At 37.2% G+C, this 14,821-nt stretch carries 12 protein-coding genes and 1 pseudogene; 2 read left to right on the top strand and 11 right to left on the bottom strand.

Annotation, left to right across the window (positions count from 1 at the left end; translation table 11 throughout):
- Nucleotides 1-297: pseudogene (locus tag ACFPMF_RS24830) on the top strand (integrase core domain-containing protein); the annotation flags it as partial.
- Between the two features lie 343 nt (nt 298-640).
- On the opposite strand, the gene ACFPMF_RS24825 reads toward ACFPMF_RS24830, so the two are convergent.
- The 10 genes from ACFPMF_RS24825 to ACFPMF_RS24780 form a co-directional block, all read right to left on the bottom strand.
- The gene (locus ACFPMF_RS24825) at nt 641-1,825 is read right to left on the bottom strand and encodes a glycosyltransferase family 4 protein (RefSeq protein ID WP_379850222.1); all 1,185 of its coding nucleotides are present in this window, start codon (nt 1,823-1,825) and stop codon (nt 641-643) included.
- A gap of 7 nt (nt 1,826-1,832) precedes the next feature.
- Nucleotides 1,833-2,330 carry a serine acetyltransferase gene (locus ACFPMF_RS24820; protein ID WP_379850220.1) on the bottom strand — a complete coding sequence of 166 codons (498 nt, stop codon included), beginning with the start codon at nt 2,328-2,330 and terminating at the stop codon, nt 1,833-1,835.
- A 9-nt stretch (nt 2,331-2,339) separates the two neighbouring features.
- Nucleotides 2,340-3,593, bottom strand: a complete 1,254-nt coding sequence (locus ACFPMF_RS24815; protein ID WP_379850218.1) for a glycosyltransferase — start codon at nt 3,591-3,593, stop codon at nt 2,340-2,342.
- Nucleotides 3,578-4,513, bottom strand: a complete 936-nt coding sequence (locus ACFPMF_RS24810) for a phosphotransferase (protein ID WP_379850216.1) — start codon at nt 4,511-4,513, stop codon at nt 3,578-3,580. Before ACFPMF_RS24810 ends, ACFPMF_RS24815 begins: the two co-directional genes overlap by 16 nt.
- A 1-nt stretch (nt 4,514) precedes the next feature.
- A complete protein-coding gene (locus tag ACFPMF_RS24805) occupies nt 4,515-5,843 on the bottom strand; it encodes a hypothetical protein (RefSeq protein WP_379850214.1) in 1,329 nt (442 codons plus the stop codon).
- A 12-nt stretch (nt 5,844-5,855) separates the two neighbouring features.
- Entirely contained in the window at nt 5,856-7,130 is a 1,275-nt protein-coding gene (locus tag ACFPMF_RS24800) for an O-antigen ligase family protein (protein WP_379850212.1), read from the bottom strand.
- A 2-nt stretch (nt 7,131-7,132) separates the two neighbouring features.
- Nucleotides 7,133-8,419, bottom strand: a complete 1,287-nt coding sequence (locus ACFPMF_RS24795) for an MATE family efflux transporter (protein ID WP_379850210.1) — start codon at nt 8,417-8,419, stop codon at nt 7,133-7,135.
- 5 nt (nt 8,420-8,424) lie between these two features.
- A complete protein-coding gene (locus tag ACFPMF_RS24790) occupies nt 8,425-9,081 on the bottom strand; it encodes a sugar transferase (RefSeq protein ID WP_379850208.1) in 657 nt (218 codons plus the stop codon).
- 107 nt (nt 9,082-9,188) lie between these two features.
- Nucleotides 9,189-11,540 carry a GumC family protein gene (locus tag ACFPMF_RS24785; protein ID WP_379850206.1) on the bottom strand — a complete coding sequence of 784 codons (2,352 nt, stop codon included), beginning with the start codon at nt 11,538-11,540 and terminating at the stop codon, nt 9,189-9,191.
- A gap of 61 nt (nt 11,541-11,601) precedes the next feature.
- Complete coding sequence (locus ACFPMF_RS24780; RefSeq protein ID WP_379850204.1) at nt 11,602-12,387, bottom strand: polysaccharide biosynthesis/export family protein; 786 nt, start codon at nt 12,385-12,387, stop codon at nt 11,602-11,604.
- Between the two features lie 403 nt (nt 12,388-12,790).
- On the opposite strand from ACFPMF_RS24780, the gene ACFPMF_RS24775 reads away from it, so the two are divergent.
- On the top strand, nt 12,791-13,114 hold the full coding sequence (locus ACFPMF_RS24775) for a transposase (RefSeq protein ID WP_379850202.1): 324 nt from the start codon (nt 12,791-12,793) through the stop codon (nt 13,112-13,114).
- A 571-nt stretch (nt 13,115-13,685) separates the two neighbouring features.
- On the opposite strand, the gene ACFPMF_RS24770 is transcribed toward ACFPMF_RS24775, so the two are convergent.
- Nucleotides 13,686-14,819 carry a lysophospholipid acyltransferase family protein gene (locus ACFPMF_RS24770; protein ID WP_379850200.1) on the bottom strand — a complete coding sequence of 378 codons (1,134 nt, stop codon included), beginning with the start codon at nt 14,817-14,819 and terminating at the stop codon, nt 13,686-13,688.
- Nucleotides 14,820-14,821 lie beyond the last annotated feature (2 nt).

The raw sequence follows: 14,821 nt of genomic DNA, 5'->3' as shown, positions 1-14,821 counted from the left end.
CGGGGCGGCCCGTGCCGGCATATGATAACAAGGTGACACTCGACTTTTCTCGCCCTGGTAAACCCACTGATAACCCATTTATTGACGGGGCTGCCCGCGCAGTCATTTAATGGGAGTTTTCGGGATGAGTGTTTAAACGCGCACTGGTTTTTGTCATTGGAAGACGCTCGAGAAAAAATTGAAGCTTGGCGACAGGAATATAACTCATACCGCCCGCACAGTTCGTTAGGAAACCTGACGCCTGACGAGGTGGGAAAGGGGAAGAAAATTAAAGAAAAAGAAAGCCTGATTTTCTAGTTTTGGCTGTCCAAGATTTAGGTCAAGGTCACAGGCGGCTTAATTCCAGTCAAAACTGGCGCATATAACGGGGTAAGGACAGATCGTGCTTGAGAGGCCGAGTTGGCGACAGGCTTTACTGATGCCTTCTTTCTTCAAAAGCTGGAGTGCTTCGAGTTTTTCGGCTAGATTCCAGGCTCGTTTTTGCTTGTTCATAATCCCGTAAAAGTAAAACTTCGCTTACGGAAATTATGTCCAGTAAATTAGGGGGTTGAGAGGCCTTCACAAATTATACGTATTACCCCTCAACTTATGGATATCCTAGGTGATCAATTAAAATGAATTTATAGCCCCCTTGGCATACTTAACTTAATACATTGAATATTTTATGGTTAATTGCGTCATTATATATTTTTATTAATTGACTAAAGTTATCATCTGGACTGTATAACTCATCATAAGTAGCCCGGGCGTTTATATACAAATCAAAACGTTGTTGAATTATATAATAATGTAGCTTTTCGATGAATTCCTCCTTATTGTCTTGCTTAAATGTATGACCATTATATCCATTTTTTACAATTTCATTAATATTATTAATATTGGTAGCAATTACCGGAGTACCAGAAGAGAAAGCCTCTAAAATAGTCATAGGGAGCCCTTCATACCAAATAGAGGGGAACAATAGAGCTGTGCATATCTTCATACGCTCTCTAATATACGAAGCGTCCCGTCTACCGCTATAAACAATATTTGGATGATTTTGGCACATATGCAACACACTTTGAAGTAAGGGGCCGTCTCCGATAATTTCTAATTGTAAGTTAGTTTTGCTAAAAGCATCTAAAAGGAAGTCTATTCCCTTTTCTTTACTTAACCTTCCAACAAATAAAAAAAACTTCTCTCTAGGAATATTAAAATCATATCCATAATCCATTACAAAATTAGGCTTCACAGTCAACTTATCAGTAGGAATATTGAATGATGAAGAAACAAATTTATCTTTGGCAAATGAGGTGAGAAAAATATACTGATCCACATAGTTTCGCCAAGTGCCAATAATCTTATGGATAGCGATAAGAGAGGATAATTGAAAGGTTTTTAAATATGAATCCTGAAAGCATTTGTATTTTATACTATGATAGGCGAAAAATTTAGTAGTACATAATTCACAAATATTATTATTTCGTAATAAAGTTGCAGAAGGGCAAATAAGTCTGTAATTATGAATAGTCATAATTACAGGTATTTTATGTTTTTTTGCAATATAAAGTATTGAAGGTGAAGCAGAATAGAATAAATTATGTACATGGATAACGTCAGGTCGGTTATTAGAAAATAGATTGTCTAATTTTTTAGCTGACTTAAAATTATAAATTGTTGAAATTGGAGAAAATATTTTTCCTTTAAAACCAATAAACGTATCATTTGAAAAGTAGCATAATTCAACTTGAATTCCATTATTTTTTAAAAGATTAAATTCATTTTGAACCACAGTATCTTCTCCCCCTATGTGAGAATATTTGTTGTGAATTATTAATACTTTCATGGAGTCTTTATGAAATAATTTTTGCAGGGTTTCCTGCAATAACTGAATTACTCGGAAAATCTTTTACAACAACACTACCAGCACCAATTTTTACATTATCTCCAATGGAAATAGGCCCAATAATACAAACGTTTGAACCAATATCAACAAAATTTCCAATTTTGGGAGAAGCACTAAATGAGCCGTCTTGATATTGTTTATTACCAATAGTAGTATTATGCCTAATTATACAATTATTGCCGATTATGGCTCCATCATTGATTACAAGCGAATGTCCATGATACAAGGTAGTAAATTTACCCAATTTTAAATTCCATGGAATTTCAATACATAATATCCATTCAACAAAAAACCTATAAAAAATTAGGTAAGGAAAGAATATTATAAATAATATTCTTGATTTTCGAATATAAGTAGCTAATCTAAAAAGTAATAATACAAAGCGGCCTTTAGAGTTATTCTTATTTGCCTGCCAGTCTTGGAAAATAATACTAAAGAAATGCATATGAAGAACTTAATAAGGAGCAGAAATTTGTTTCGGAGAAGCCGCGACTTCAATATCATCATATACCTCGCTAACTACCTTTCTCCAAATTAATTGGTTTGCGCGCTCAAAAGCCTTCTCTTTCAACTTAAGATATAAAGTCTTATTAGTAGCGATTTCTAATAATTTCTCCATAATCAAATTGATAATTTCCTCTTGCGATTTTTTTTCAACTGAAATAATAGTGTCCATTTCGTTTCCAATTATTAAAGGAGGACCTCCTAAATTTAAACAAACGACTGGAAGCCCAAAACTTAATGCTTCAAAAACTACAGTTCCACTACTATCATGTAAGCTAGGAAATAGAAAAATTTTGCTATTAAGGTAGTAGGTGCTAATACTAGTATGGTCAATCCAAGAGATCCATTCAATATTATATTCAGGGATTTGGAGTGAGTTGGCCAATTTTATGAGTTTATCTCTATAATTGCCGCTGCCAATTAAAATGAATTTAGCATCAGGTTCAGATTTAATTAATAAATAGAATGCTTTTAAAGCTAAATGAATACCTTTCCAATGTAGAAACCTACCCATGTACAAAATTTGAAACCTTTCTGTGGTGGTACTGCAAATATTGTCAGAATGAGTTTTAGTAACACCGATATCATGAGCAGTTCTAATTTTATAAGAAAATTTTTTCGAAATAAATTTAGTCGTCTCTGGTGTTTTTACATAAATTCTCCATGAATAGGCATACATTAAATTTAATAAAGGGCTATATTTCGCAGTTATATTTGAAAAATATCTTAATACTTCAAATACTATAGATTTAAAATCTAACTCTTTTATTATCGGCCAAGGGGCTAATTCTCCTCCACCAACAGGTCCAATTATAAATTTAGTATTTAATAACCACAAAAAACTACAATGCCTAAAGACCCCAAAAGTTATATGGTGTATTATGTCAAATTTATAGATTTTGTGTTTTTTATATGAGATGGGTAACACGAAAAGTTGCCATAAAATGTAGTAAAGGTGTACGCCTAAAAATTTCTTTAAATGTAATACAGGTTTAGGTAGGTCATAATAAATAAAGTTAACATTAGAGCCTAATTGAATACCATATTTCTCAATATTCTCTTTGTTATTCCTTCTGGTTAAAACCCAAACTAGATGACCACGTTCAGCTATTTGTACAATCCAATTCCAACCAATACCGGGCTCAGAACCTTTATTAGGTTCACAGGCGTATGCAGAAACTAAAATGTTTAATTTATGTTGCATTGTTCAAGAAGAGAGTTGTATTTGAGTAAAATTTTTGTGTATTCTAAATGATTTCCCATTTGCTTTATTCGCCATTCAATATATTTGTTTAAATATATCTCCCAATTTATAATACCAAATTCTTTAAAATATTTTATTATCCAATATTTATTTTTGACCAATAACGTAGAGGCACTAATTGTAGGATTTAGTAAAAAATTTGATTGGAATATAAAAGTAAATAGATCATATCCAAGAGGTAAGTACGATGCCATTTCCCAGTCAATTATTTTAAGAGACGAACTGTCTAATAAAATATTCCATGGACAAAAATCGCCATGACTAAATACATACTTTATATCTGCTTTATTACTATTATTTGTATTAATATTTAGTTTATTTATTTTTAATAATAGATTATATATGTTAATATCAAAATCGTTATTTAAAAGTTTTTCTCCGGAAATGTAAGAGCTCATATACCAACAATACTCATCAGATATTGAATAGTTAATTATTTTAGGGTAAATATTGTCAGGGGGAAGTTGTGATAGAGTATTAACTTCATTTCGCAATAATATATTTCCCCTTTTTGTTTTTGAATATTTGATAAAAAAGTATCTATTAATATCATGCGAATAAACTACCGCAGTAGACTTTTGGTCAGGTCCAGAAGTACCGGTATTTTGAATGAAATCTAAATCTGATTGAATGCCGGTTATTTTGTAAATCTCTTTTAATGGAATAGGCAAGTCATCTTCATAAGCTCTTGATATGCTTCTGAAAATCGAAAAATTGTTCCAAACTTTCCAGGTTATTCTTGCAAAGAAATTATAAGGGACGCACATATTAGCTAACTTGCTATTTTTGTGCGCTTCCTTTGAGAAAAAATATTGCTTTCGCCAAAAAGGGAAGTATAGGTATAATTGTTTATGAGACATTTTATTTTATTGATCTTCTAAGACGTTGATTATACCTTCTGATTAATTCATTAATTAAGTTAGTTCGCAATTGATCGGTAACGCCCTTTAAAGTACCAATATTATCTATTTGAACAGAGTTCTTAAGCTTTTTAGATAGTAGTCTATATGCAATTCTCTGTCGGTCTGTTTCTTCAAAAGAGACCTCAGATTTTCGTTTTTGAATTATATCGGTAGGGGCATCAACGAATATCCAAAGATCAGGTTGTGGAATTAATCTGCCAATAAAATTGGCTAACCATAAACTTCCATTATGCCTATATCTTTTAGGATCGACCAATATATCATGATAGTATCTATCAAATATTATTAATGAAGATTTTATTTTTAATGGATAAGCAGTAGTCCAATAATAAATATTATACTCTATGAGTAGATATATAACCTTTAAATTAGATAGAAAACTCGATCTTGGAGCCTGGCCTTGCGGGTTATTGATATTACTACTATTACTATTACTATTACTATTACTATGTCTTGGTTTTAAGTGAAAATAATCTGATCTTCTAAAGGCGATAGCATAATTTTTTTTAACAAAGTCGATAAGAGTTGATTTTCCTGATCCATCTGGACCAAGAAAGCCAATCATTAATCCTGTTGGATGTAATATTCTTTTAATTTCTCGAAATTTATTTAAAGTAAAGTCTAATATAGACCTATTAAATAATAAGTTCTTCTTTAAATACTCGATTTCTGTTACTAATTTATATTCATTGTTATTGTTAAATGCCTGACAAATAATGTTTACGGTCTCTTTGGGAAAATATTGGTTAAGTAAAGGTAGTATTTCACTTTTAGAGCTGTTCCATAAGATTTTAAGATAATCTATATTTTCTTTTGTCAAAGCTTGCTTATCTATTCTCTTTATGAAATAATAAATAAATGCAATAGAGTCGTTACATTTATAAAATATTTCTTCTTTATTATTAGTATGATTTACTTTTCTTTTATCTAATAATTGCTCCGACTTTATTATTAAGAAACCGTTACGGTAATAATCCGAACATATATCAGGATTCATTATAATATTTGAACCACCATTCTTTGTTGAGCAAATAAAAAACTTTGCTGTTATTTCATGTTGTAAATATCCTAAAATGTCAACGTTATTCTCACATGCAAAATCTTGCATGTGTTTTTCTATTTTTTTAAAGTCATTTTTTGATACTGCTAAATCAATATCACTATCTATTTTATGTGGAAAATTTGTTGTATCGCCAAGAAGCACATACGGGATATGTTTCTTGTTAAAGAATGAAATTAAAGAAAAGAAGAATGCTTTCTTATCCATAAGTTTTTTACTCTAGGGTTTTTTGTTTGTATGTAAGATTGTTATTGCCAGGAAAAAGATACTATGACAAAAAGGTTTTACGGCATTAGCGAAGGATGATTCAAATGAACCATGAAAAATTATGCTAAAAATTATTAATAGTGTTCCTACTATCAATAAATTTTCTTTTTTTAACACTGCTTTGATCAACTGAAATACTGAGGCTAGAATAACGCTGATAATAAAACCACCTCCAAAAAGTCCTCTTGATAGTAAAAGTTCTAAAAAGATGTTATGTGGATGAGCTGGCAACCAATATGAAAATAGCATATTCTTTTCAAAATAACTTTTTATTGGTTTAAAAGGCCCTATACCAAACCAAATATTATCTAAAATTCCTTCAATCGATTGCTTATATATAATAGTCCTATCTAGCCAAGTTCCAGAGAACTGAATACTTTGTGCACTTATACTATTTATTAATATTGGTATTAATATTATAAATAAGAATGCCATTGGTATCCGTATTTTGTAATTTAATCTCCAGATTGTGTAAATAAAAAGGATTGTTATGAATGTAAGACTTCCACTTGAGCTTTTAGTGGCTATTAATAAAGCTATTGAAAAAAATATACTAATAAATCCAATACTCTTTTTTAAACGCTTTAGCTTTAAAAGAATGAACGTAGAGATTATATAGGATATACAACCTAAAGCGAATGTATTTGGGTGTATAAATGCCCCTCCTAATCTTATTCCTCTATCTTCACCAACATTAAATGCAACTGAAGGACTTGTGGCTGCTACAATTGTGAAAATTATAAGTAATAAATGAAATACATATCTTAATGATTCGTAAAATATTATAATAACTCCTTCTTTAGAATATGTATTCCGTATTTTTGATATGCATATTCCAATTAACAATAGATTTAAACTTAATTCAAAAAATCTAAACCAGGAAATTAAATCATCCACCTTATTTATCCCTAATGCAATCAATGTTATTAGAATAAATGAAAGATTAAATTTTGAGTTTAATAAATTAATTATAACGCTCTTTATTCCTAGCCTTAATAAATAAATATTTAAAAATAAGAGATTTAAAGTGACCCAGATAAATCTTATTATATTCGTGATACTAAATATGTCTAAGCTATTCATTCCGGTAATATCTGACTCGTCTAAGCCAAATATTGGAAATAGACCTACTAGTAAGCCCAATTTATATATCTTTGGGCTGCTTAATTGTCCCAGATACAATTTTGGGTTTGTATTATTTAAATCTCCAAAATATGGTGCTCCCACGATCATAATTTTATATGATTTGGCTCTTGTATTCTAATTTTTTGATGCCAGAGTAAAAGGATGAGCACTGTATTAGTAATTATGATACTTATTATTGCTCCCTTCTCTTTATACAGTAGTGATAAAGGCCCTCCAATTAATACTGTAATAATTCCACCAATTAAGAAAGCCTTGCTGAATGCGTGAGGCATATCTTTTGCTCTTAAATAACTTGTATATATATTTATCTGTGAAGACAATATTGGAATTATACCAAGTAGTAAAAATAGCGTTTTGTCAAATGTATACCTTCCAGCATATAGTGAATAGCCTATCCTTTCTCCATATATAAATAATATTAACCAATATAAAAGGCTAATACTCATTATATACATGGAAATTATTTTAAAATTTTTATTAATTGTGTTGTTTTTAATATATCTCACAAAATTTGGTATTATTAAACTTGTTATTGCGGCATTGAAATGTAGAATCGGCATTAGTAAATTCATTAATGCTTTTAATGATCCTACTGCTGATAAATCTCCACTAATTGGTATTATAAAATTATAAACATTTGCTGGTATCCATGCCGAGATACTTGCTAATAAGGCCCATTTTCCATAATTATAATGTTTGGTTGTGACTTCTATGTTATTCAATGAATCATTTGTCGTTCTGTATATTGGTAGTTGCCTTTTTATGAAATTGCTAGCTATTAAGCTGCTTGCACCCATCAATGATAGAGATATAAAAGGAGTTACTATTATATAATGCTTTGACGTTGTAATTGTAATTAAAAAAATGGCCATATATATAATGCCACCTATAGCCGCTAAATGTGGAATATTTAAAATATAGCAAATTTTTCTATATATCCATAAATGTAATATGCATGGACCAGATAGGGCTAATCCTAAAAGACTTTCGGCTATTATCTGTTCATTTATATTGTAGTAATATATTGTTGGTATTAATAATAGAATTGAAGTTGTGATTGTCCATAACCAATGCTTTCTCTCAATAAGTTCTTTATATGAATGCAAATTTTGCTGATAAGTTCCTGATCCATATACTGTCATTGGTTCTGAGATAAATGCAGTATGAATTGCCCCAATAAATAAGAATGTTGAATATGCTATCGAAAAGCCACCATAGCTTTCATTATTCATCCACCTTGCTAATAGAATACCTACAAAGAAATTGGATCCTGCAAACAACCCTTGATCTAATACTGCCCAAAACCCTTTTTTTAACGTTGATTTTGGTAAGAATTTGGCTGCCTTTTCTATTAAAGGGTTTTGGATCATTTTATTTACCACGCATTTTTGTCACCCTTTATCATTTTTTCTACTGTCCACCAGCAGATTTTAACATCTAGGGAGAGGGATGAGTACTTCGTATACCAGATGTCATAGCGAATCCGATGTCGCATCTGATTGAGTTCGGAGGTTTCACCCCGTAACCCTTTTGCCTGGGCCAGGCCGGTTATACCGGGTTTGGCTTTGAACCGTTGCCGGTATTCCGGTATCAAGGGTAAGTACTGAACATCCAGTGGAATAGGGTGAGGACGGGGGCCAACAATACTCATGTGCCCGGCGATAACATTCAGCACTTGAGGAAGTTCGTCCAAATTTGTTCTGCGTAAGATCCTCCCAATACGGGTAATTCGTCTATCGTTCTGGGTGGCCTGCTTGAATGAAGCGTTTTTTTGATATTTCATCGTCCGGAACTTCAAACAGGGAAATGGACGACCATTTCGGCCAGATCGGAGTTGAACAAATAAAATAGGCCCTCGTGATTCAAGTCTTATTAAAAGTCCGATTATTGGGATAAGCCATGACAGAATAAAAAGGGTAACCAGAAGAGAAACTGAAATATCGAAGGCCCGCTTTACCACTGGTTGCTGCTTACCCGATGTTGTCTCGCTAGCAACGTAGTACGAGGAGTCGGGTTGTAACAAGTCAATCATAACGTTTCCTAGTTGAGTAAGTACTGTTTTGGGAATGGGCCACCAACCGAGCCTAAAATCTCGGTTAGTAATCCATTAAAAAATGCCTGAAAGACGGTGAAGTGTTCTTAGCTGCCCGGAAGCAAACGTTTCAGCAGGGATTTTTTCTTTTCAGTATCCTGTTCGTAGTAACCGCCGGAACCATAGCCATAGCCGTACCCATATCCGTAGCCGTAGCCGTAGCTACCACTCTCATTAATTGAGTTCAGAATCAGGCTCAATTTCCGGAAACGTTGCTCTTTATACATGAGGTCCACCATTTTCATGTGTTGTTTCGGGGTTACATCATGGCGCACCACGTACATGGTTGCATCCGTTTTATCGGCTAGAATCTGAGCATCCGTCACCAAGCCAATCGGCGGGGAGTCGACAATAATATATTGGAAGCGTTCACGCAGTTGCTGGAACATTTCATCTACCTTATCACTGACCAAAAGCTCGGCCGGATTCGGAGGAATGGGGCCACTTGTAAGGATATAGTAGTTACTCATACCCGGAACCGGCTGTAGAATTTCGTCCAGTGTTACCTGACCTACCAGGAAGTTGCTGAGTCCAACGGTGTTCGGCATGTCGAGCATGGAATGAAGCTTCGGCCGGCGTAAGTCCATTTCCAGAATGACCGTCGGACGGTCGATGAGCGCCAGGCTGGCTCCCAGGTTCAACGAAATGAACGACTTGCCTTCTCCACTGATGCTGGAGGTAAATAGAATTGCGAGACTTTCGTTGTTCGAGCGCAGGAATTGCAGGTTGGTCCGTAAGGCGCGAACTTGCTCGGCAACGATGGATCGGCTGCTGGAGGTAACCACCAAGGGAAATTTATGCTTGGCATACGAAATTTCCCCGACAATGGGTGTGCTGGTCAATTCCTCAATGTCCGTCCGTTTGCCAATACGGTTATTGAGCATGTCTCGCGTTGCAAAAACGCCAATTGGAATCAACAGACCAAAGGCTCCAAATAACAAGAAAATAAGCGGTTTTTTCGGTTTGATGGGCTTGCTGGTGCTTCTGGCCCGGTCGATAGTCCGGCTATCCGCAATCGTTGAGGCATACGATAGGGCCGTTTCCTCGCGCTTGGATAATAGATAGGTATACAGGTTATTCTTAATAGCCTGCTGACGGGTAATGTCCAGCAGCGCCCGTTCCTTGCGGGGAACCGACCGGATCATCGATTCGAACCTGTTGTTATGGGCGATCAACTTTTGACGGGTACCGGTCAAAATATTCTTCATGGTTTGAATATTATCGCGGATATTCGTTTTGGTGGACTGGATCTGATCGTCAAGAGAACGCAAGAGCGGGTTATTTTCGGAGGTAGTCTTTACCAGCGTTTCGCGTTGAAGTTCCAGTTCCGACACTTTTGTAATAAGGCCTAAAAGAGTCGGATCAGTCAGCCCCAACGTTGAAGGAGCAGCGCCCTGCTCTCCTGCTTTACTACGAATATACCGTTCCACATCTTCCAGGGCTCCTAACTGAATGTTCACCTGGCTCAACTGGGCGTCATTTTGCTGAACACTTTGCAGGAAAATCTGGGATTCGGCGCTAATATCAGTAATCCCTTGCGCCGATTTATAGCTTTCAACATCCTTTTCGACGGTGGCTAGTTCTCCCGAAATCAATTGGAGTCGATCTTCGATAAAGTCAAGCGTATTAGCGGCTACCTGGTTTTTGTCCTTTAGGGCGGCATCATTATACTCCTCAATGATTTTATCCAGAATATTACGCCCTTTTTCCGGAACTGCGGTTTCCAGGCTCAGTACCAATACTGTTGATTGTTTACTGGTCGCTTCGACTTTCAGGTTCTCCACGTAACTCTGAATAACTTCCTGTTTGGGCGCTACGCGAACAATAACGGGCACCGTATCAAGCTTAGCGGTTTTCTTCGGAAAAACCCGAATTCGTCCATACTCCGTATTCAGGCTTTGATTGACAGGATAGGTTTTTTCACCGATTTTGACCGTTGTCGGGTTTACGAAGCTAATTGTAAGAGGTGCTTCATAGAGGAGAGCATTGGAGCGCTCTACCACCAGTTGGAAGGGAGAATTTTTATAAATCTCCCGCTCACCTACCGGCGTATCGTGGAGGTAAGTAACATCCAATGCCAGGGCATCGTTTACTTTCTCCATGATGGTGTAGGACTTCAGAATCTCGATCTCGTTTTCGACAACCTTCGAATCGGTGAAGAGGTCCATCTCTTTCATGATGTTGTCGGCCGAAATCCCTTTTTTCTCATCCTTGATCAAAATACTGCTTTGTACTTTGTAGATGGGAACCTGGTACTGCAAATAGGCGTACCCGATGGCCAGCATAACAACGAGCGAGAGCAGAAACCATTTCCAGTTTTTTAGATACCGGAAGAGGATCAGCCGCAGGTCAGGCTCTTTTTCCTCCTGCTGGTGGTAGACATACGGAGTCGTAATCATAACGTTGTTGAGTAAAATAGGTACTTATTGCTTGGCAACCGGGTCGCCTGGTAATGCTTTGTTAACGGCGGATAATAACCGCTATCAGGGATAGGGCACCGATAATAGACGGCAGAATTGTGTAAAAACGGTCGGCGTAGGCCAAACGGGCTTTACCCGGTTCCACATAAATGACGTCATTGGGATGCAGGTAATAATAGGGCGATTTGAACAGGTCACGTTGATTCATGTTAACCCGACCAAATTCCCGCTTCCCGTTGTTCTCCCGGATAATCATGACATTATCCCGGCGACCATAAATAGTAATATCCCCCGCTAAACTGAGCGCTTCCGTAACCGTCATTTGTTCATTGGGTACGCTGAACATCGACGGCCGGGCTACTTCACCCAGCACTGATACTTTAAAATTTAAAAACCGTACGGCGACGGTTGGCTCCTTCAAATATTGTTTCAACTTCTCCTGAAGCATCTCCTGGGCCCCGGCTGATGTTAACCCCAAGACTTTTATTTTCCCTACTAATGGCAGTTGAATATTACCGTCCTGATCGACCAGATAGCCAACGACTGTTGTTACGGGAACCTGGCCATTAACTGTTTGAAACGTGGGTATGCGTTCGATGCCGGAATATGGATTAAAAAAACTACTGGCTTCCGGATTCAGGCTATTGACATTAATCGATAATAGATCTTTAGGCTGGATGGTGGGTACGTACCGGTTTTTAATCTCTTCGGGTACCAGGGTGCTATCCGGTACCGGGCTTTGAAAGTAAGTGATCTGTTTTTGCGAGATGCAGGATGAGAAACCAATAACGATTAGACAGAATGCAAACCAATTCAAATTCTTCATGTGTTGAGCTGTTGGATAGAAAAAATTAAGTACTTCCTGTATTTACCGGATTGCCCGACAGAAATGGCCCCAAACCAGCGGCTGAGCTTCCTTAAAATCGACCCGGAAGTCTATTTTTGTACGATACGCCTAGAAAACAGCAGAAATAATTTCTCGTATTTTTCGCTGTATAATCCACACAACAAATACCGTATCCTAAATTTTTGACGCCTGATTTTAGGAATTGCAAAAATATTTTCTCATTTTTCGGCACCGAATTAGTTATCAGACTTTTGGGCGACTTTTTTACGGTCTGCCGCCTGTATGACTACTCATTCGTTGGTTTCGGAATTTGAATTTCTTTTTGCATTACTTAGTCAGTTTAACCAGGTTTTTACTCTCTATCTCTTGTTCTTTATTTGCCATGCGTAAGTATGAATTGACCGACTCACAATGGGAGAAGCTAAAGGATATGATGCCCTCCAACAATCGGCCCGGTCGTCCGTGGCGTTCCCATCGCCAATCCATCAACGGTATCCTCTGGATTCTGAATTCCGGTGCTCCCTGGCGGGACCTGCCCGAACGGTACGGCTCCTGGAAAACCATTTATGATCGTTTTCGTCGCTGGCAACGTGATGGCACTTTGACCAAGATTCTGACACTTTTGCAACTGAATTTCCCTGCGGTGACAGCCGCCGAAACGTATTCCCCGGTTACTGCCGAGCAAAACCTGTCAACGGTTAGTTAATCAATTGCTTAGTGTTGGTCAATGACCGTGAAATTTCTCCTGTTTCACTTCCGTTGGAAACAAACATACCTACCAGATGAACGAGCAAGTATGGGAGTCAGATGAGTAGACAGAGATCGAATCACTTCAGTACATGAAGCGTAAATCAAAAAGGTAAACGAAAATCACGTACTGGATTTTGACCGTTTTACCTTCTAGACTTCTGAATTACCAGTCAGCATTTTCCCATGCTCAATGATGGGGGCTTTGTCTGAATTCTTAGTCAAATATAAGTTAAATTGTTATAAAACAAGAGTTCCGGCCGAAAAATAAATCCTAGATAGGATTTTTATTATTTAACCGTCATAAAATTAAACATTTTCAGGGACTGAACTTGTTCTTAATAGTTATTTAACAGACAGCAATCTTTACGTCTTGTCTGCTAGCTGGTGGCAAAAGTTGTGCCAGTAGTTTTTTATTCAATTCTATTGTTAGTTTAGTGCAATAAAAAAGTCGGATCTGAACAGTAGTTCCTTGATCCGACTCCGGGTTGTAGAAAACAAGTAAAATCGCGTAATTACTATCCTGAAAGTCAGGCAATAATTTGTTTCGAAAGTAGATCGAGATACATCTCCGTGCCCAGCACATCTTCGGGTGTCTCGATGGCACCCAACTGGAGCAGAAAGTCGCGCAAGTCAGGAGAAATTTCGTAAGTAATGTACAAACGGCGATCGAAAAGAACCGGGGCGTCTTCCAGATCACAGATCGAATAGCGATCCTGATTGAAGGCCACTCTTTTTTTAGGCCGATGACGTGGCGATGCGTACGTGTCGGCCTTTTGTTCTAATTCACGCTGGTCGAGGAACTTGTGAATGTAATTCCAGCCTTCCCATTGTTCCGGGTATTTATTCAGATAGTGCCAGAATACATCATAGAGCCGCTGAAGACTGTGTTGACAATACGTATCGCGGTCACTATCAGTTTCGGGAACAATGGGATCAAGGAATGACAGGACGTTATTCAAGTTGCGTTCCCTGTAGCCAATCACCGGAACAATGGGGGTTTTGGTTACATACGAAAGGAAACCAACTCCCTTGCGGGCCCAGACGTTCTGGTTACCAAAACGGACCTGGACTTCTTTATCCTCCTGTCGGTTTAGCCCAGTCGTGCTGGTAACACCGTCAATAAAGATAACCAGGGACGTGCCAGCTTTCAATTCACGGATGACCTGCAGTGTCGACGACGGCTGTTCGGCATCCAGCATTTGAAAGGAGTTGGTTAGGTTGTGCTTTTTCTGAAGTCCCTTGATGGTTGCCCAGATGTCATTACCTTGTTCCTGGTAAGTGCCTTTGCTGACCATTAAGGCCACATCGACGCCGTTCCGGTAGAGGTAAGTTGCCATCAGGCGGTAAGAGCCCAAATGGAACGTACAGTAAATGTGGGGTCGCTTGCTCTGAATCAGGCTTTTGACAGGGCCTTGAGCCTGAATCAGATCGTTAGCGGTTAGAAATTGCTGATCGAACGTGGTATACACCTGTTGCAGCAGCAGTTTCTGGAAGAGGGCCTCGTGCTTTTCAACCGGAATCTCGGGCAGAATATTCTGGACACTCGCCGAGAACGTAGTGAACTTAAAGAGGTATCCTTTTTCTTTCCGAAGATCCAGTGACTCGAACTGCTGGCGACAGCGGCTCAACTCTCGCTGGTATTGATGCACGAAGTTGCTCATAA

This window comes from Larkinella bovis (genome assembly GCF_042655385.1).
Taxonomy (GTDB): Bacteria; Bacteroidota; Bacteroidia; order Cytophagales; family Spirosomataceae; genus Larkinella; species Larkinella bovis.
The sequence above is the reverse complement of the archived record's forward strand: the minus strand, read 5'-3'. Positions and strand labels throughout refer to the sequence as shown.